The organism is Anaerotignum sp. (genome assembly GCF_030625865.1).
GTDB lineage: Bacteria > Bacillota > Clostridia > Lachnospirales > Anaerotignaceae > Chakrabartyella.
Genome location: NZ_DAOUQB010000020.1, coordinates 1 through 20,144, shown reverse-complemented (window position 1 = coordinate 20,144; position 20,144 = coordinate 1). Strand labels below are relative to the sequence as shown.

Below are 20,144 nucleotides of genomic sequence, written 5' to 3'. Positions count from 1 at the left end.
TCTTTTCGCAGGGGGAAAAGAAATAACCTCATTCCAACATGAAAAAAGCTTGAACGAAGTGAGATTTTTTCATAGGGTGTCGACTTTGTCGACACCCACAAACCCCTTATTTTACAGGAATTCTTATATATTACAGGGGTAGTATTACAATATTTCACCTATATTACAGTTATGTTACATTTTACCAATACCTATTGCCATTTGAAAAAACCGTGCGTATAATAACCTTGCATAGTAAATGGTAAAGCTTTCCTATTGAGGGAACGGAACAGGACGGGCGGCAAGGCAACGGGACGGCGTTTAACTCTCGTAAATGGGTGTGAGGGGAGAACAACGAAACGGAGCGTTGGCAAACGAAACGGGAAGGGATGTTGATAGCAAAGCGGAACGATTGAACTGCGTTCGTTGTATAATTATAAAACGAAACACAAAACAAATACTTAATTTTAAGAAGGAGGAATTTAACGATGAAGAAGTTTATTTCTTTCGTTATGGCTGGCGCTATGGTAGCTTCCCTTGTACCTGCAACTGCATTTGCAAAAGGCGATGTTTCAGCAACAGCTAAAATCGTTGACGCCAAAGACATGGAAAAAGGCGAAAAACTTGTTTTTGAAGACAACGATGGTCCAGAATTACAAATCAAAATTGACTCAGCTGATTACACAAGTGATGCTACACCTAGCTTGGAGTTTGATCTTGATTTAGACAATGCAGAGTTTGTTGGCTATGATGAAGATAAAACCGATGCAGAAAATGAAGCGGCTTTGCGCGCTTTGGTAGGATTAGTAAAGGATGAAGATTCTAATCTGCGTGCTGGTGTATACCATCCTGGTACTTCTACAACTGAATATGTAGAAACAACTGAAGCTGATGCTGAAGGTTTCGCAAAGAAAGTCGATGGTGAAATTGATCAGGACACATTTGTGTCTGACTTCTCAGCAGTAGTTTTAGCAGGCGATGATTTAAAAGAGGCATTGATTTCAGCAGGTTATGCTGCAAATGCTAGTGGTGATTACACCATTGATATACTTAGTCTGCCAAAGACTGTTACTGTTAGTGGATATGGTGACATTACCTTTGAAGCTACAGCAGATCAGGCATTGTATACAACATCTGAAATTGCAGAAGGTATTACAGTAAAATCTAAGGCAGCTGTAATTGCAGATGCTTTAGCTGGAGATTATGTTTATGTAAAGGAAGATGAAGTTGGTTCTGGCTCTGACATCGATACTGAACATGGCGAAATTGGCTTAGAAGTTAAAGATGTTACTGAAAACAGTGTTACATTTAAATTCTATGGTCAATTTGATGAAGACGATAAAATCGTTATCGATCTTGATACAAAGTTGACAAAAACTTCTGAAGGCACAAAGGCTTCCGTTTCCGTTGATTCTAAGGCTGTTACTGTTGACGATTTAGTTTTTGCTTCTATCCTTGGCGATGGAATTAAAGTTTCTATCAAGAAGACAGTTGATATTGCTGAAGATGAAAAACAAACTCTGTACAGCAACGGTTTGAAAATCGAATCCGCAGTTGGCGATTTTGTAAAGAATCAAGAATTTGAATTGAAACTGTCTAATGGTTTTGAATTCAGTGAAGTAAAAGATACTACAGAGTATACTTTTGGTACTATTGATGACAACGAAGTAACAGTAAAATATATTGGTGCTGGCACTGATGAATTTACAATCGATGGCGATGATATCGAAATCGAAGCTACATCCGCTAAATCTGGTTCTGTTGCTACTTTGACAGTTAAAGCATTAAAAGATAGTGATGTTGCTGGTACTTTCAGTGATACAGAAAAAGTAGAAGTAGCTAAAGTTTGCGATTACAAAGTAGACCTTACTGTTGATGAAGATGAAGATCTTCCTGTAATCTACAGCGGTACTAACGTTGATAACAAAGGTTTGACAGATGATTCCGATCACTGGTCTTTGGAAGTAACAGCTGAAGAAACTTTCCCTGGCGCTTGGTCCATGAGAAAAGGTTTCAACTTCAACTTGCCTGAAGGCGTTTATGTAACAGATGTTGATGTTACAGATACAGAAAACTTTGTTCAGGGTTCCGCTGATGAAGCTGTCGATGCTGATGATTGGCAGGATGCATTCTTCACAGCATACCAGGATGGCGATCACACGAATTTCGAATTCGAAAAGAGAGTATTCAATGATGTAAACACAGAATTGGAAGAAGATCCTGCAACTGTAACATTCAAACTGCAGTTGGTAGCTGATCCTACTTTCGAAGGCGATGTTGTATTGAAATTCGAAGGCGATTTAGTTGACGAACAGGAAGTAACAATCGCTAAATTTACAAAACCTTACACAGTTAAGGCAGAACAGAACGATGTAATTATCGATTACAGAAACACAGAAGTTAAGACTCCTATCGTTATCACAGAAGCAGAAGCTGGCTTGTGGGAAAAAGATGTTGATGATTTGTTCAAATTGAACATTGAAGATGATCTTCTTGAGTTCGAAGATGATGCTACATTTACAGTAGACAGCGATTCCGATATGAAGTTGAAAGATGAAGACACTGACAAGGGTACATTGGTATTCACAGTAGATGATGAATCTGATGACAAAGCTGCAACAGTAACAATCTCCGATATGGCATTGTTTATGCAGAGAAACATCCCTGCAGGTGCTTATGATTTGGAAATCTCCACAGTTATGAGCGATGCATATGACAGACAGGTTCTTTACGCACCTGATGCAGATACATTGACAAATAAAGGTAATGCAGATGATTGGGATTTAGGCGATGACCGTCCTAAGACTGGTGATGTTAAGGAAGACAGCTACATTGATGACGTTTGCGATTACAGCGATGTTGTTAAAGAAGCATTCATCAACGTAGTAACAGCTGGTGTTGATAAGAACAACATGTTCACAACAAAGGTTGTAGTACCTGTTGGCGAATCTTACTTGGTTGCTGGCGAAGCAAAAGTTGAATTGGATGCACCTGCATACATCAGCGCAGCTGGTTACACAATGCTTCCTGTAAGAGCAGTATCCAAGGCTCTTGGCGTAGACACAAACAACGTATTGTGGAACGCTGAAACAAGAACAGTAACAATTATGTACGCACAGAGAATCATCTCCATGACAGTTGGTCAGAAGACAGTTTATGTAAATGGTTCTTCTATCCCTACATCCGCAGCTCCTGAAATCACAAACGGCAGAACATACTTGCCTTTGAGAGATTTAGGTACAGCTTTGGGCGTAACAAACGTATCTTGGGATGCTTCAACAAAGACAGCTACATTGAACTAATCAATGCTAACTGAAAAATAAGCTTGAGGGTTTTGCCTTCAAGTACCCAGAAGGGGCAGACATCGTCTGCCCCTTTTTTATCTATTTGGCAAAGAGACAGGTTTTTTGCATGAAAGAGAAGTCCGAATCTTTGGTGAAAATTAGATGGGTAAAATATTACCATAGACGTTTCAACGATATTGAAAACTCGTGGTAGCAAATGAAGTTAAAAATTGATTCTATTATTCTTTTTATCACATCATTGAAAAAAATAATAAAATCCTATAAGAAATGATTAAGAAATCCTTAATCTACTGGAATTTTCTTAAAAGTATGGTATAATTAGTTTTATTATAAAATCAAACGTAATACTGAGGAGGAAATACCATGAAGAAAATAATAGGGGGTACGAAAGGTGCGGTTGCTTTAGCACTTACGGTGACTCTTTTTGGCACAACTGCATATGCAGCAGAAACACCCTCCACAACAGAGACGGTAGAGGCTCAATTGGAACAAGCAACGCCTGTTTTAACCTATGAGGAAGCTTTGGAAAAAGCAAAAAAACATAGTGTGGATTTAATTGATTTACAGAAAACCAATGATTATTTACAAGAGTCAAAGGAAGATTTATGGGATGCGGTTGGTTCTTTTTCAATTCCAACCTATGACTATCAAAAATGGGTAAATGATGCGGTTTATAGTTATACTTCCGGTATATATAATACAGATAGCGGTATGACAAAAAATAAGTACACAACACAAATTACAAATTTAATGTTAGAAGCAACTTTAAAAAGCACGTTTTCCTCTATTGTTGAAAATGAAGCGGATCTCGAATTGTTGAAAAAAAATTGTGAAATACAAAAAACTTTATATGAACAGGGTCAAACCAAGCTTTCTTTGGGTATGCTTAGCCAGTACAAACTAGATCAATTGAAAGCGGACTATGATGAAAGTAAAGTAAATGTTTATCAGCTTGAAAAGACTTTGGAACAAAAGTATGCCAACTTAAATGATTTAATGGGTGAATCCGTAGATAAAGTTTATGAAGTGGAATATAATGTGGAATTTGAACCTTATGAATTATCAGGTACCATTGAAGCATATATCAATGCAGCGATGAATAGTGATTATTCTATTTTGCTAAAAGAACAAGCTGCTGAGGATGCGAAGTTTAAACAAAACTATGTAGCCGAATCTATTAATAATTCCACCAATAAAAGCAATAAGCTTTCCTATGGCACTGCCCAGAGGGCCTTAAAAGCGGCAAAGGAAGATAAGGATATTGCCATCCGTAATGCGTATGTACAGCTACAACAGTCAGAAGCAAATTACAAACAGGCAGAATCTGATTTAGCTCAGGCACAGGCTGATTTAAAAACGGCAGAAGTAAACTATCAGGTAGGCAATGTTACAGAGCTTAAATTGGAACAGGCACAATTAGCGGTAACGAAAAATGAGATTGCCCTTCAGAAATTGGCAGATGCTTATGATATGCAGGTGTTTGCTTTTAAAAATACCAGTTTGATTGGCAGCGTATCTTCCGGTTCTTCTAGTTCTTCCAGTTCTTCCAGTTCTTCCAGTGAAGAATAAATAAAAATGAAATAACGAAACGTCCATAAATAAATGTGGGCGTTTTTTTATTGCAAAAAATTGTTTGAAGAGCGGAATAAAGGAATTTTAAAGACATGTCATCCTTAGGTATAGTTTTATCCTTTTATGGAAAAATAAGCAAAAGGAAAGGCGGTGGACTATATGCAGATTTCAAAAAATCTGTCAGAAAATATAATTGCCATAAAAGAGGCTTTTCGCGATTGTGGTGACGTAATCATGCGAGAGTTTGTTGTGGGAAGTGGCAAATCAAGACTATTTATGATTTATACGGATAATATCGTTGATGGCAATACAATAAGCGATTTTATTATGACAAACTTAATGAGCCATCACAAAGAATGCAATGAAAGTGGCATATTAGAGGATTTAATGGAGGATATTATCGCCATAGGCGAAGTAAGCAAAATTACAGAGCTTGAGCAGATATATGATGCGGTTTTATTGGGTGATACGGCGCTTCTAATGGATGGGAATGCATTTGCATTGCAAGCATCCACAAAGGGGTTTCCTTCTCGTGGAGTAAGTCAAACCCAAACAGAAGTGGTAGTACAAGGGCCAAAGGACGCTTTTTTGGAGGTTATGGCCACGAATATTGTCTTAATTCGTCGACGCATTCGAGATACCAATCTTAAGTTGAAGCGAAAGAAAAGCGGTACCAGAAGTAAAACCGATGTTGCTTTGATGTATATAGAGGACTTAGTGAGACCGGAAACTTTAAAAATGATTGAAAAACAGCTGGATAACATAAATTTGGATGGTGTTTTGGACAGCGGATATTTGGAACAGCTTTTGGAAAAACGCTGGACATCACCGTTTCCACAATTACAAATGACAGAACGGCCGGATAAAGCCGCCTCGGCTTTGCTGGAAGGCAGGATTGTGCTGGTGATTGACAATACTCCTGTCGTTATAATGCTGCCGGTAACGCTCAACGTATTTTTCCAGGCGGCAGAGGATTATTATGACCGATGGGAAATAATGAGCTTTATTCGTGCCATACGCTATGTGGCTGCGGTTGTAGCTATTGCCCTGCCTGGACTTTATATTGCTTTATCCGTATATCATCCGGAATTAATACCGACGGCCCTGGCCATAAAAATTGCATCCACAAGGCAAAATATTCCTTTTTCTGTGGTGGGTGAAGTAATTATCATGGAGCTGGCTTTTGAGTTGCTGCGGGAAGCAGGAATACGGTTACCGTCTCCGGTAAGTTCTACCATAGGTATTGTAGGAGGAATTATTATTGGATCAGCAGCGGTTGAAGCTGGAATCGTTAGCCCTGCGGTTGTCATTGTTTCTGCACTTACGGGAATTTGTTCCTTTGTCATTCCAAATATATCTTTGGTTTCAGGTTTAAGGCTCAGTAAATATTTAGCTGTTTTTTTATCAGCAATATTCGGTCTATTTGGCCTTTGGATTGCATTGCTATTCGTTCTGGCCCATTTATGCAGCCTTACTTCTTATGGAATTCCTTTTATGTACCCGTTTTGTTCTGCATCCGTAAACGATGATGTAGACTGGGAGGATACCGTTTTTCGCCTTCCCCTGCGTAAGATGAAACGGCGTCCAATCTTTACAAAACCATCAGCAAGAGGAAGAAAGGGAGGAAATTAAATATGTTTGCCGAAAATCATAAGATTTCAGTACGCCAGCTGGAATCCATGCTTTTGCTGTATTATTTCAGTACAGCAGTTTTATTTTTGCCAAGTGAAGCGGCAAATTCCGCAGGGAATAGCTGTTGGATTGTAACGATATTATGGGGTGTTGCTTCCTCGCTTTTAGCCGTCTTTTTAGTATATTTAGGGGGAAGACATCCGTCCTATACGGCGGTAGAGTGGTATGAATATTCTTTTGGCAGGGGACTAGGCACGGTTTTAGCCTTTGGATTGGCAGGTAAGCTTGTATTTGACGGTGCTATGGAGCTTCGTTTGTTTTGCGATATTATTTCATCGTCTATGCTGCCCAGAACACCACTGTGGCTGTTAATTTTGCTTACGCTGATATTATGCAGCATCACTGCTGCCCATGGCGCAGAGTGTAGTGCAAGAGCTGCAGAAGTACTTTTCTTTGTCGTGTTTGTACCTCTTATATTGGTGTTAATCTTTGTGGCGATTTCAGCGGAATATCATCGTGTTTTGCCCATAGAGATGCCTAATTTGCATGAACTAAAGGAGGGTGTGCCTTTCTTTGGACAATTGTTTCAAGGTCTAGGCATATTTCTTTTTATGTTTCCTTATTTGAAAAAAAGGCAACATTTGGGCAGACGTATTTGGCTTACATGCTTGCTGGCAACTGCTGCCCTTGGTATTTTAGTATTTTTATCATTGGCTGTTTATGGCGCGGATGTATTATCGGAAAAAATGCTGCCTACGCTACAAATGATGGAAAGAGTTAGTTTTTCCGGTATTTTTTTGGGAAGACAGGATTTGTTTCTACTTTGGTTTTGGATGGTTACAACCTTTCTTTTTGTAGCAATTCTAATCTTTTTTGGAGGAGATCTTTGTACCAGAGTTTTCAAAAGCAAGAAACAACAGCGCAATCGATGGCTTATTTTATGGTGCCCGTTAATCTTTATTGTGGCTTTGTTACCGAAAGATATGGCGACAGTTTATTGGGTAAGACTACGCGTTGCACCATGGCTGAATGGGGTATTTTTCATTCTTCTGCCATTAATTACGCTTTGCATAGATGGAATCAAAGGGAGGGGCAAGCATGAATAATTGGAAATGGATCATAGTAATGGTACTGCCCCTTTTTATTACAACAGGATGTTGGGACAAAAGGGACCCTGAGGATAGGGAATATATGATAACAATGGGCGTTGACAAGGGCAAAGATGGATACCTCATTTCTTTTGCACCGGCAAAGATAGATGAAAAGGATCCGGAAAAAATGGAATGTGAGGGTAGGACCTTGGCCGATGCCATAGCTTGTAATGATAGCCAAAATTCCCGCAAAACAGAACTGGGACAATTAAAGATGATTGTTTTGGGAAAAAGTATTTTGGAGGATCAGCGTGAGCTGCAATCCCTTCTGGAAGAGCTGAAGCGTAGTCAGGAAATATCCAAAAAGGTGACGGTTTTGGGGACGGAAGCAACGGCAGGAGAGTGTATAGAGGCAATGCTGGAGGAGGATGACGGTACAGGGCTCTATTTATGGGAGTTTTATAAAAATACGGCAAAAGAGGTTGGCGTTACAAAGGGATTGGATATGGATACCTTTTTTACGGAATTGAAGGAGCAGAAAGGTTCCTGCATTTTACCACGAATTGAACCGGTGGAGAAGGGGCTGTATTTAGGAGGCGGTGTTGCTTTAGCCAATGTGAAATTGGCAGCTTTCTTGGATGATAAACAAGAGCAAGGATATTTATTTTTGCTGGGAGAGGCCGAGGGCGCAATATTGGAGGCACAGGAGGGTGAAAAAGAAATCCCGTTACGAATTGTACGCAGTCAAGCGAATTATGATTTTATCACCCAGGATGATGGAAAGATAATTTGTCGTATTCGTTTGCGATTACATGGTGATCTTGTGGGTAATACCAATACAGATGCTTTTACAGAAGCGGGATCTAAAAAATTGGAGGAACTTTTTTCTAAAATCGTAATAACAGAAGTCGAAAACACAATGAAAATAGCAAAGGAACAAGAAACAGCAGAATTTCTTGGTTTGGCAGAACGGTTGAGACGTAAAAACCCGGATTTTTCAGGAGATTTTTGGAACGAAGTAGAAATTTCAATTGAACCTGATTTAAAAATTCGTGATACAGGAAGAATTCGATGATTAAAATTTGAAAAAAAAGGAAATCCTCCCTTTAACAAAGAAAAAAAGGGTGAGGGTATGAGTAGATTAGGTCAATTTCAGAATATGTTGAAAGAACTTTGGAAAAAAGAAAAATGGTATTGGTGTGCAGCTGTTGTAATTGGAGTTGCTTTTAGTGCAGCGTTTGGTGCCCATTGGACCAAGGGATATTCGCAAATGATTCAGGGGGGAATTTCTGCAAAGGTTGTGCGCTTTCATGTACTGGCTAACAGCGATTCTCAGGAGGATCAGGACCTGAAGTTAAAAGTTAGGGACAAGGTTTTACAAGAGTATGGAGAATTAATTTCTGCTTGTAAGAGTAAGGAAGAAACCTTAGCGGCTTTAGATCAGGTGAAAAAGGAGATCTGTGAAACGGCACAAAGGGAAGTCATTGCCCAGGGGTACGATTATTCGGTAAGGGTTTCTCTGGCACGGGAGGAGTTTCCTTTTAAACGTTATGATGATTTAATTTTTCCGGCTGGAATATACGACGCATTGCGTATCGAAATAGGAGAGGCCGAGGGGCATAATTGGTGGTGTGTATTATATCCTCAAATGTGTTATGTAGATGCCTCTTGGGGATTTACCACAGAAGAGAGCTACCATAGGTTGGAAAATACACTAACGGATGAAGAATTTTTGGTTGTTACTGCAATGGAGCAGGATAAAATTACGCCGAAAGTAAAGTTTAAGGTTGTTGAATGGTGGCAGGAGCGAAATTAGGATGACCAGAGACGCAAAAAAAGTTTTTTTCTTTGCAAAATATTGTGTAGAAAAGAAGAAATATTTATAAGGCATTGGCAGGAAGAGATTAAAAAAAGCGGATATACTGATTTAAAAATCGAGTATATCCGCTATATTTTTCATGTTTTATAATACAAATTTTAACTAAAGGTAATAACAAATTTCCCCATAATGATATAGATAACAAGGATATGCAATATTGCGGTTATGGTAAAAACAAAAATAAAATCTATATGGCGTGTTTTATGCCGCTTCAATATCTGTCCAAGCAAACCGCCTAAACCACCGCCTAAAATAGCCATTAGATAAAAATTTTTTTCGGGAATTCGTCTTTTATGATTGATTGCAGCTTTCTTATCAAAGGCCATAGTACCATAATTAATTAGATTAATCAAAAGGTAATAGCCCATAAGAATTGCAAAAGCGATACCATTAAAATGCATTTGCGTCATAAAACTACCTCACCACATTTCTCCAGTCTAAATCTCCTCTATCCAATGCAAGCAGAAGCGCTTCGGCAGTAGCCAAATTTGTGGCAAGGGGAATATTATGCATATCGCAAAGGCGGAATATAGAGGTAACCTCAGATTCATAATCTTGGGGTGATACGGGATCTCTCAAAAAGATCATCAAATCAATATCGTTATTCACGATTTGCGCCCCCATCTGTTGTTGCCCGCCTAAACGGCTGGAGAGATATTTATGAACAACCAAATTTGCAGCCTCCTCAATGAGACGACCGGTAGTGCTTGTTGCATAAATATCGTGTTTACATAGAATATGTCTGTAAGCAATGCATAAGTTTTCCATCAATTTCTTTTTATTATCATGGGCGATTAAACCGATATTCATAACAATCCTCCCTCAAACAATGATTTTGTTTCTTTTTTTCTTATGTTTAATACAAGGCCAATAGCAACCATATTGGTCCACATGGAACTACCGCCGTAACTGACAAATGGCAGGGACATGCCCGTATTTGGCAAGATTCCCAAGGCAACGCCGGCGTTTACAAAGGTTTGAAAGGCAAACATACCGGCGATTCCTGTAACTACTAACTGACTAAAAATATTTCTGGATGATATTGCTATTACTATACAACGAAATACGATAAAAAGCAAGACTCCCAAAACAAATAAACAACCAATAAAACCAAATTCTTCGCCGATTACGGAGAAGATAAAATCGTTATGGGGTTCCGGAAGGTAACTTAATTGGTTCAATGTACCACTAAAAAGTCCTTGTCCTGTTAGCTGCCCCGAACCTATGGCACTAATGGATTTTTCTGTTTGGTAATAAAGGCTGGCATCCCTTTTTGGATCCACAAATGAGAGAACACGATTAAACTGATGGGTTTCTAATATCTTATCCATAATTAAAGGGTTTTCTCTTGCCACATCCCATAGGACGAAAACAATAAAAGGTACCGTAATAATGAATACATTTCGTATAAATGTATAGCTTAGCCCAGATACGAAAAGCTGGATACAAAAAATTGCAATCAATACCATGCTGGCGGAAAGGGCAGGTTGCTTTTGTATCAAGACAATAGGAACCATAACATATACGCCAAGGAAGGCAAGAAAAGGTAAACTATTTACTTTATTGTAATGCAATTTTATAATTTGTGCCATACAAAAAATCATAATTATTTTGGAAAATTCTGATGGTTGTATGGTTAATGGGCCAATGGCAATCCAACGCACAGCGCCCTTGGCACCTGTGCCGATTAAAAGTACGGCAAGCAGCATTGCAAGGTTGATGAAGTAAATAGGAATATGAAACTGAGAAAAGTACTCATAATCTATATTTGCCGCAATCAACATCAGAATTATGCCTACAATAAAAAAAGCACTTTGTTTTACCACAAAGGTGGTGCTTTCCCCAAGGTTAACATGGGTTGCACTGGCAATTGCAACAAGTCCGAATAAAGTAAGGATTGCAACGGCACCCAAAAGCATTAAATCAAAATTTTGTATATATTTTTTCCACTCCATAGGTCAAATTCCTCCGCCCGGGATTCTAATTACCCGTATTGCTAAAACAAGGAAAGCCGAGAGGGTGACAAAATTGGCACTCTGTTCTCGGCTCGTTTTTGTATTTTTAATCTTGTACTTTACGCATGCTTTTAATGGGAATATTTGCATATAATACAGGAACTGTTCCGTTATTTTCTTCGGACTGTGTTTGTGTAATTTGGATATCCAGTTCTTCTTCGTCTATTTCCATATAGTTGGAAATAACTTTAATAATGTCTGTTTTCAACATTTCAAGAACCTGGGAGGAACAATTTACTCTATCATGAACCAAAACAAGTTTTAATCTGTCTTTTGCTAAACTTCCGGAAGCCGGAGTATTTTTCTTTTTAAAGAAGCTAAAGAAATCCATCGGGACACATCCTTTCGTCTGGGTTGTGAAATTTAATGACGGAAAAGGCCTTTTAGCTTTTCAAAAAAGCTTACGGGCTCTTCTTCAAAGGACATAATTGGTACTTCTTGTCCCATAATACGCTGCACAATATTTCTATAGGCCTGTCCTGCCCGAGATTCCTGATTGTTTACGGCAGGTTCCCCCTTGTTTGTTGCAATTACAATTGCTTCGTCATCGGGTACAACACCCAGTATATCAACGGCTAAAATTTCTGTAACGTCTTCGATATTCATCATATCGCCTCTTTGTACCAAATCGATACGCAGACGATTGAGAATCAGCATAGGGTTGTTTAAGCCGTTTGCCTCCAGAAGACCAATAATACGATCTGCATCACGTACGGCGGAGACCTCAGGGGTTGTTACAACAACAGCTCTGTCGGCGCCGGCAATTGCATTTTTAAAACCCTGTTCAATACCTGCTGGGCAGTCAATTAAGATAAAATCGAAACCTTCCTCCTTTAAGCTATCACAAAGCTTTTGCATCTGTTCGGGAGAAACGGCATCCTTATCTCTTGTTTGGGCTGCGGGCAAAAGAAAAAGCCCGTCATAACGCTTGTCCTTAATCAATGCTTGTTTTAAACGACAGTTGCCTTCAACAACATCAACAAGGTCATAAACAATTCTATTTTCCAAGCCCATAACAACGTCAAGGTTGCGCAGACCAATATCGGCATCTACTAATGCAACTTTTTTACCTAATACCGCTAAACCGCAGCCAAGGTTAGCGCTTGTAGTTGTTTTTCCTACACCGCCTTTTCCACTGGTGATTACGATTACTTCACTCATTTATGTTCCTCCTAATCCAGAAGTCAATTTTTCTCTTTCCCTAAGATAAATCATGTAGGGTGCTTCGTATATACTACTATATTAACAAAAACCAGCAAGATTTGCATCCATTTTTTTTAGTTAAAACAGAAAAATAATACTATATTACGACAATGCCATGACGAAAATTTGCCCTTTTTGTACAAAAGCGTATTCTGGTGGCTTTGGACCTCGTTTATTTTCTTCCGGGAAGCGGGTAATTATGTCACCAATTCTCAATTGAACGGGTGCCATATAAACAGCCGCAATAAAAGCATCAGTCATTCCTTGACATCCTGCATGAGCCATACCTTTTAGCTGACCCAGAACAATGATATTTCCTGTTGCCTTAAGTTCCGCACCGGGGTTTACATCGCCAATCACTACAACACTGCCATCAAATTCAATTTTTTGCCCATTTCGCAGAGAGCCTTTATGAAATTTTGTAAGGTTATGGGGAGCCATTTCTTTTTCCAATAAATTTGTCAATTGAAGCAACTCATTATTTTCTGTTTTAAGGAAAGTGATTTCCATGGTGGTATGCTCAGTGATAATACGGAGCAATTCCTGCTCTTCTTCATCAGAAAATGTATGACCTTTAAATGCCAAAGAAGTTTTTACATTATCGAAAAATTTCCCTGCTTCCTGTACTTTCTTTTCCAATTGTTCGCAAAGAACATTAAAAGGTGCATCTTCTTCAAAAAGTACGGTAACACCGTCCTTTGTTCCTTTGAAAATAACATAGTTTTCTAAATTCATAATACCCTCCTGTATCATTGTGTCAAGACAGTTTGTAAATTGGTATTTTCAGGTGTGTAATCCAACCCAAGATATTCGGTAATGATAGCCTTTGCAACTTCCGGTGCGGGGGTACCGCTGCCTTCACCAAAAGGAATCATAACAGTAATTGCAATTTGAGGATCTTTATAAGGTGCAAAACAAACAAGCCATGTATGAGAGCTTCTGCTTTTATCCTCCTCGGCAGTACCTGATTTTGCGGCAACCATTACGGGGAAATTCGCAAAGGAATTGCGCAGGGTACCACGAGGGCCTGATGTAACCTGATACATACCTTGATATACTTTTTGCAGGTTTGCTTCTTGAAATTCTGTTACATTTTCGATGGTTTCATCCGCACGATAATATAGGGAGCCATCGGGATTTTGCAAATGACTAACCATATGCAAGCGGTATAATGTTCCTCCGTTTGCAAGAGTTGAGACATATTTTGTTATTTGTGCAGGTGTATAACTATTTACCGATTGTCCGATGGCAGCACGAATGGTATCACCGTCTGTCCAGCGGGTTTGGCTCGTTGTTGCATCGGGATTAAAGGTTTTTACAGTACGTTCCTTATAGTAAGGGGAAGCCATTGTCGGTGCGTATTCATCCAATTCTAAGCCTGTCAAAGTATTTAGGCCAAAGGCAGCCATATATTCATTTAAAGTAGTAATGCCTTGTTCCGTGGTACCATCTTTGGCATTACCCATGCGATAGGCCACTTCATAGAAAAAGTAGTTACAGGATACCTCTAATGCGGCCGCTACATCCAAAATGCCATGGCTTCCTCCATTATTACTGTAAAGCCAACAGCGAGCATAAGGCTTGCCTGCGTCTTTGAAAATCCCCATGTCTCGAATATAAGTATTTGTTGTAATAGCGCCCGTTTCTAAACCGGCCAGTGCCGTAACCATTTTAAACGTGGAACCTGGCGCCTTTTTCTGTTTTAAAGGTCGATTTACCAAGGGTGTATTTCCATCTTGCAAAAGGCCGTTATAATAACTATTATTAAAGTTATTCACAAGTTCATTATTATCATAGGAGGGATAAGAAACACTGGCTAACACCTCACCCGTTCCTACTTTTGTAACAAACACAGAGCCTGTGCAAGGATCTAAGGCTGTGGCTGCAGGGCTGAATTCACCACTGTTTAGCTTATTTAACACCATTGTCAAGGGAGAGACAATTCCGTTTTGCACGCTTGCCTTCTCTTCCTCGGTGGCAGTCAAAGTACCTTGTTCCATGCTTACCAAAAGTGCTTCTCTTGTGGTAAAGGAGCCCCGTGACAAACTATCAAGCAGATAAGATTGTACCCTTGAAACAGCATCCTCGTCATCCTTTGAAAAATCCGGATTTGCTGCTAAAAAGCGGTCATAAATCTGTTTTTGAACGCCTTCCGTCGATTTCATAATTTTGGATGCAGAAATATGATTTGCTTTAATCATAGCGGTGAACATATCTATAATAGACACAGATTTTTTGCCCGAAAAAGTTAGATTTCTGATAATGGCTTTGCGAAGTTCGGCTTCCAGGGTATCATAAGCAACTTTTTGCAGCTTACTGTCTAGTGTCAGAAAAATATCTTTTCCTGAAATCGGTTCCGTTGAATCAATTACACTCATACGGCGACCCTGGTTATCTACCTCTATGGAGACCTTGCCATCCGTGCCATTGAGCTGACGCTCGTAAAGCTTTTCCATGCCCGTTTGTCCCACAATATCTGTTTGGGAATAAATAGGGTTTCCTTCTGAATCCATATCATCTTTATATAATGCATAATCGGCTTCGGTCATTTGGCGAATATAACCAAGAATATGAGAGAAATATTGGCCTTGGGGATATTCTCTCAGGGAAACAGTATCCACAAGAACATTAGGAAAGATATCTTGATTTTCTTCAACATAAGCCAATGTTTTTTCACTGATATCTGTAGCAACCGTAACGGATTTATATTGCTGATACCGTTGCAAATACAGGGAATAACGAATCCCCACGGCGTTTCTTAACACATCTGTTGGCAAACCCTCTGGAAGGCCGAAATAATCCCTTAAATAATCCAATGTTTGCAGGGAGTCATAGCTGAGTTCGTCGTCTTCCATACCAACACTTGATTTCCAGCTTTCCTCTCTGGTTTTGCTTTCATTAAACTGCAAGGTATAAGGGTATGTTCTTGCCAAGGGAAGTTCATCCGACAGTGTTTCGCCGTATTCTACTAATTTTTGAACCAAGGTTAACGCCATTATGTTTTTATCACTTAAAGAAATTGAATAAGAAACATAAGCTCTTTTTTGTGCCTGTGTATAAGAGGCGGGCGCATGATATTTTTCAAATAAGTAATTGAGACTTTCTGCGGGGGAAGCTCCCAGCATTTCATTGGGAAAATCCAAGGATTCTTTCCAGTCTTTCTCTGCTTTTTTTTGTTCCTTTCCGGAACCTTCAAAAGAAAAAGTGTATGGAGCGGAGGCGGATATTGGCAGGGTATCCATGGGGGTTGCCCCTTGTTCCCATAAAAATTCTGTTAATTGTAAAAGAAGGCTCTCCTTGTAATTCGTTAAATCAAGGGTAATGCTATCGTCAATTTGGACAGAATATGCTACGGTATTGGTTGCCAATGGAATGCCGTTACGATCATAAATATTGCCGCGAGGGGCAGGGACGTTAACGGTTTTGGAAACACTGGCAGTAATAGATTCATCATAGTCTTCGCCATGAATAATTTGCAAGGAAAACAGACGCAATATCAAAATGAAGAAAAGCAAAAAAATTCCGCAAAGCATTACGAAAATTCGGCTTTTACATAATTCAAAAAAATGGTCGAAATAATATCTCATCGGTTCCTCCTATTGGAAACAGACGGTATGTCAAAATTTTTATGGTTATCGTAATAGTATCCCAAAAAGCATTTTTTCAGTGAAATGCTTTCATTGATCAAGTTGAAATTTTAAAACAAACGGTATTTATACTTTTCTTTCAGCTCTAACCATTCGTTTACACCAAATAATATTCGGTATATAGGCACTGTAACGATTGCTGTATACACGATGGTAGGAAGTAAAATTTTTATTATAAAAAAAAGAATATTTCCGTTTTTACGCAATATCAATTCTGAAACAAATTGGAAAGTTTCATAGGTCCCTGCTGCCATTGTACAAAATATAATGGGAAGGAGGTAATTTTCTCGATAAAAATTTTTTTGACTCTTTCCTGTAAAAAAACAAATTATAAAAAACAACAGCCCGTAATACCCCGTTGTGGTGCCGAAAAAAATATCAAATAACAAGCCCGAGCAGATACCTATAATACAGCCTTCTTTACTGCCACGCAAAAGGGCATAAGAAACCACGATAATTAAAGCTGTATTAGGGAAAACACCTTGAATTGCAAGGTGCTGAAATAGGGTTGTTTGCAATATGAAATTAATCAACACAATAACGGTGGCAATGATGATTCTCAAGGGGCTTCCTCCAGTGTATTTTTATCAATAACCAAAAGGGTATCCAAATGTTTCAAATCAACAAAAGGCTCAATAACAGCATATTTTGTTAGACCATTGGTATCAGTTTCTATTTTTACAACTTTCCCGATGGAAAGACCTTCGGGATAAACGTCAGAAAGGAAAGAGGTTACAATTTCATCACCTACCGCAATCTGGGCTTCGCCATCGATGTATTCCATTTTGCACAGGCCATCATTCATAAGGGTATAATCTCCCTTTACAACGCCTAAATCTCCTGTGCGCAGGCTCATTGCGGGCACGGCGCTTCTGCTATCCAGGATGGACTGGGCTTTAGAGTAATTGTTACCGCTTTCAAGAATTTTTCCTACAACGCCTCCTGATGCAATTAAAATCATATTTGCAGACACATTATCTCCGGTTCCTTTATTAATTGTGAAGGTATTGTACCAAACGCCAGGATTTTTGGCGATAATCTTTGTTCCTGTGCTTTTGTATTCAGGGTATTTTTGAGAAATTTTCAGTAAAGAAGATAGGGTTTCATTTTCTTTTTCATATTCCTCAAGACGTTTATTTTCATCCTGTAACTTCGCAACTTCTTCCTTGAGTTTTGCATTTTCCTCTAAAAGGGTAGACTTATCCTTGGCAGATGCGGCGGTATTTTCCACCCAGCTTCCGATACCCGTTGTTAAATCTTGAAAGGGCGTAACAACAAAGCCTATGACACTTTCCAGTGCAGAGGCATTTAAATTTTTTCCACCCGCAAATAATGCAATGGCGGTAATAGCGATTGCAATCACAGCAATAATTTTCTTTTTATGTTCTTCCCAAAATTGAATCAAAGTATAACGCTCCTTCAAGGTTAAAGATATACCCTAATATTTTTAAAGTTAAAAGAGTGCCTTTCTGGGAGAGATCAGCACGGATTTTAATGTATCAATGTGCTCCAAAACAAGGCCGGTTCCCATGGCAACGCAGTTTAAGGGCTCGTTTGCCACATGTACGGGCATACCTGTTTCTGAATAAATCAATTTATCTAGGCCTCTGAGTAAAGCACCGCCACCGGTAAGGGTTATCCCAAATTCCATAATATCAGCAGCCAGTTCAGGAGGTGTTGCTTCCAAGGTTTGCTTAATTGTTTCAATAATTGAGTTCACAGGTTCAGAGAGTGCTTCTCGAATTTGGATGGAGGTAACGGCAATGGTTTTGGGCAACCCATTGATTAAATCTCGTCCTCGTATTTCCATGGACTCTTCTTGTTCCAAAGAAAAGGTTGAACCAATGGTAATTTTGATTTCTTCGGCTGTACGATCACCAATGGCAAGGTTAAATTCTTTTTTAATAAAGTTTACGATGGCATTATCCAAGGCATCACCTGCAACCCGGAGGGATGTGCTGGTTACGATACCCCCAAGGGAGATAACGGCAACTTCACTGGTACCGCCGCCAATATCAACAACCATGCTACCCGAAGGCTCAGCAATGGGGAGGCCTGCGCCAATGGATGCAGCCATTGGTTCTTCGATCAGGTAAGTATCTTTATCCTTTGAACCGGCAGCAATAGCAGCCTCTAAAACGGCTCTTTTCTCTACTTCTGTGACGCCGGAGGGTACACAAATAACAATGCGAGGCTTTGGACCAAACATAGATCGAACATAGGCTTTATTGATAAAATAACGCAACATTGCCTGTGTTACATCAAAATCGGCAATGACACCATCTTTCATGGGACGAATTGCCACAATGTTGCCTGGAGTACGACCGATCATTTCCTTTGCCTCATTTCCAACGGCAAGAACCTCTTTGGTTTGTGTATTTATGGCTACAACGGAAGGCTCGTTTACGATGATACCTTTTTCTTTCATATACACCAATGTGTTAGCGGTACCAAGGTCGATACCCATGTCTTTCGAAAACATTTTTATGCCCCTTTCTTTATAGGAAAACTCTGTGTAATATACAGATTTTAATTGCTTATATTAGCAATGTTTCTATAAAAGCCTTATATTTTATCATACATCTTTTTAACATTCTTTTCAATAAGAAACGGATTCCTTTTTCTAAAAGCATCGTTTTTATATTTGGAAAAACGACAAAAAAAAGCCGCCAAGCGGCTATGAGGATTACAGTTTGCGATACATCAAAAGTGCAATGACAATGCCGATAATTCCCGCAATGGTAAATCGGATAGTGAACGCAAATTGTAAGGTAAGTACGCCAATATCCAATACAAGTGGGGAAGAAAGACCAAACTTATTGCCATAGGCTAGCCAACTTAAAGCTGGAACATCGGAAAAGAGACTTCCAATAAAACCGCCTAAAACAACACCGGCTAAAAGAAATAAAATCAAAACCCATACATTTCGTGTTTGTCCCTTCAAAATTGCCGGCCTCCTTCATAGCGCTGTACTGATAAAACATATTGAGAGCGGCATAGAAAAAGTATTCCGCCGCTCAATCCAAACTATTATACCATATTTATAAATTGGGGTAAAGGGAACAAAAAATAAAATCTATTAAAAGAGGGTGGCACAAACTTATTGTTTATGACACCCTTATTCATTCTGTAATCATTTGCTTTTTTGAAAAGATTCTCGTATGTTTTCTAAGAGTTCTTTTGCTTGGCGACGCTCATTGTCAAATCCTTCTTTAAGCCAATCTATAAAGGTGTCAGGAATTTTCCTCCCTAATCTTGGGCGGATTAAGTATTTATCTATAAGATATCCTAAAAACATAATCAGTCCCCAAAATAAAATCATACAGTATCTCTCCCTTTAATTTACTTAATGATTTACAATAGACTGAACACCGTATAAAGTGCCGCCTGAGTGGTATTCTTTAAATTTGGAATCCTTGTAATATTGTGTTCTTATTTTAAAATAATATTTCATAGTACTAGAATTTAAATCTGGGTTTCCGTTCGTCCATGTAGTTTTTTTCACATACAAACAACTTGCTTCTGGATTAAAAGCATTTAGCCAATCATAGATTTCATCTATTCCCTTGTAAGTAAATGCACCACAACATGCCCCAGCGCCTGGACCGAATAAGCCAGTGCAAACAATGAAAGCGACTCCTGTTAAAGATACTTGTGTTATTTTTTGCCCTAAACGCACTGTAGTTTTTTCTGTTCTTTTATTTGAACGGTAAGGACCCGGTGCAAAAGGCGTATCTTCATCAAAGTCCCAATATTCATAATAAGATCTTGGAGTAATGGCTGATAGCCGTGTTTCTTGGGAAGTCGTTGAAATCGTTACC

At 39.0% G+C, this 20,144-nt stretch carries 19 protein-coding genes; 6 read left to right on the top strand and 13 right to left on the bottom strand.

Annotated elements, in window-relative coordinates; all coding sequences use genetic code 11:
* The first annotated feature begins 491 nt into the window (after positions 1 to 491).
* The 6 genes from P9Q65_RS07325 to spoIIR all read left to right on the top strand — a co-directional run bounded on the left by P9Q65_RS07325 (position 492) and on the right by spoIIR (position 9,395).
* On the top strand, positions 492 to 3,281 hold the full coding sequence (locus tag P9Q65_RS07325; protein WP_304508725.1) for a copper amine oxidase N-terminal domain-containing protein: 2,790 nt from the start codon (positions 492 to 494) through the stop codon (positions 3,279 to 3,281).
* Between the two features lie 366 nt (positions 3,282 to 3,647).
* On the top strand, positions 3,648 to 4,853 hold the full coding sequence (locus P9Q65_RS07320; RefSeq protein ID WP_304508724.1) for a TolC family protein: 1,206 nt from the start codon (positions 3,648 to 3,650) through the stop codon (positions 4,851 to 4,853).
* Between the two features lie 162 nt (positions 4,854 to 5,015).
* The gene (locus P9Q65_RS07315) at positions 5,016 to 6,488 is read left to right on the top strand and encodes a spore germination protein (protein WP_304508723.1); all 1,473 of its coding nucleotides are present in this window, start codon (positions 5,016 to 5,018) and stop codon (positions 6,486 to 6,488) included.
* A gap of 2 nt (positions 6,489 to 6,490) precedes the next feature.
* Entirely contained in the window at positions 6,491 to 7,594 is a 1,104-nt protein-coding gene (locus tag P9Q65_RS07310; RefSeq protein ID WP_304508722.1) for a GerAB/ArcD/ProY family transporter, read from the top strand.
* Positions 7,587 to 8,654 carry a Ger(x)C family spore germination protein gene (locus tag P9Q65_RS07305; protein ID WP_304508721.1) on the top strand — a complete coding sequence of 356 codons (1,068 nt, stop codon included), beginning with the start codon at positions 7,587 to 7,589 and terminating at the stop codon, positions 8,652 to 8,654. Before P9Q65_RS07310 ends, P9Q65_RS07305 begins: the two co-directional genes overlap by 8 nt.
* Positions 8,655 to 8,711: 57 nt before the next feature.
* Complete coding sequence (spoIIR, locus tag P9Q65_RS07300) at positions 8,712 to 9,395, top strand: stage II sporulation protein R (protein ID WP_304508720.1); 684 nt, start codon at positions 8,712 to 8,714, stop codon at positions 9,393 to 9,395.
* 161 nt (positions 9,396 to 9,556) lie between these two features.
* Here the strand turns inward: spoIIR and P9Q65_RS07295 are convergent, their stop codons facing one another.
* The 13 genes from P9Q65_RS07295 to P9Q65_RS07235 all read right to left on the bottom strand — a co-directional run.
* Positions 9,557 to 9,868, bottom strand: a complete 312-nt coding sequence (locus tag P9Q65_RS07295; protein WP_304508719.1) for a DUF1294 domain-containing protein — start codon at positions 9,866 to 9,868, stop codon at positions 9,557 to 9,559.
* 4 nt (positions 9,869 to 9,872) lie between these two features.
* Complete coding sequence (locus tag P9Q65_RS07290) at positions 9,873 to 10,268, bottom strand: methylglyoxal synthase (protein ID WP_304508718.1); 396 nt, start codon at positions 10,266 to 10,268, stop codon at positions 9,873 to 9,875.
* Positions 10,265 to 11,413 carry an FtsW/RodA/SpoVE family cell cycle protein gene (locus P9Q65_RS07285; RefSeq protein WP_304508717.1) on the bottom strand — a complete coding sequence of 383 codons (1,149 nt, stop codon included), beginning with the start codon at positions 11,411 to 11,413 and terminating at the stop codon, positions 10,265 to 10,267. Before P9Q65_RS07285 ends, P9Q65_RS07290 begins: the two co-directional genes overlap by 4 nt.
* Before the next feature lie 106 nt (positions 11,414 to 11,519).
* Positions 11,520 to 11,804, bottom strand: coding sequence for a cell division topological specificity factor MinE (minE, locus tag P9Q65_RS07280; protein ID WP_304508716.1), 285 nt, complete (start codon positions 11,802 to 11,804; stop codon positions 11,520 to 11,522).
* Between the two features lie 32 nt (positions 11,805 to 11,836).
* Positions 11,837 to 12,634 (bottom strand): septum site-determining protein MinD, encoded by a 798-nt coding sequence (gene minD, locus P9Q65_RS07275; RefSeq protein ID WP_304508715.1) that lies wholly within the window; start codon positions 12,632 to 12,634, stop codon positions 11,837 to 11,839.
* Positions 12,635 to 12,778: 144 nt separating this feature from the next.
* On the bottom strand, positions 12,779 to 13,411 hold the full coding sequence (minC, locus tag P9Q65_RS07270) for a septum site-determining protein MinC (protein WP_304508714.1): 633 nt from the start codon (positions 13,409 to 13,411) through the stop codon (positions 12,779 to 12,781).
* 14 nt (positions 13,412 to 13,425) lie between these two features.
* A complete protein-coding gene (locus P9Q65_RS07265; protein ID WP_304508713.1) occupies positions 13,426 to 16,263 on the bottom strand; it encodes a penicillin-binding transpeptidase domain-containing protein in 2,838 nt (945 codons plus the stop codon).
* A gap of 110 nt (positions 16,264 to 16,373) precedes the next feature.
* Positions 16,374 to 16,886 (bottom strand): rod shape-determining protein MreD, encoded by a 513-nt coding sequence (mreD, locus tag P9Q65_RS07260; protein WP_304508712.1) that lies wholly within the window; start codon positions 16,884 to 16,886, stop codon positions 16,374 to 16,376.
* Positions 16,883 to 17,728, bottom strand: a complete 846-nt coding sequence (gene mreC / locus P9Q65_RS07255; protein ID WP_304508710.1) for a rod shape-determining protein MreC — start codon at positions 17,726 to 17,728, stop codon at positions 16,883 to 16,885. The genes mreD and mreC overlap by 4 nt, the downstream gene beginning before the upstream one ends.
* 48 nt (positions 17,729 to 17,776) lie before the next feature.
* Positions 17,777 to 18,805, bottom strand: coding sequence for a rod shape-determining protein (locus tag P9Q65_RS07250; protein ID WP_330695281.1), 1,029 nt, complete (start codon positions 18,803 to 18,805; stop codon positions 17,777 to 17,779).
* Positions 18,806 to 19,009: 204 nt separating this feature from the next.
* The gene (locus P9Q65_RS07245; RefSeq protein ID WP_304508709.1) at positions 19,010 to 19,267 is read right to left on the bottom strand and encodes a DUF4321 domain-containing protein; all 258 of its coding nucleotides are present in this window, start codon (positions 19,265 to 19,267) and stop codon (positions 19,010 to 19,012) included.
* A gap of 189 nt (positions 19,268 to 19,456) precedes the next feature.
* Complete coding sequence (locus tag P9Q65_RS07240) at positions 19,457 to 19,645, bottom strand: hypothetical protein (protein WP_304508708.1); 189 nt, start codon at positions 19,643 to 19,645, stop codon at positions 19,457 to 19,459.
* Positions 19,646 to 19,669: 24 nt separating this feature from the next.
* Positions 19,670 to 20,144: hypothetical protein (locus tag P9Q65_RS07235; RefSeq protein WP_304508707.1), on the bottom strand; the 475-nt coding region annotated here is incomplete at its 5' end.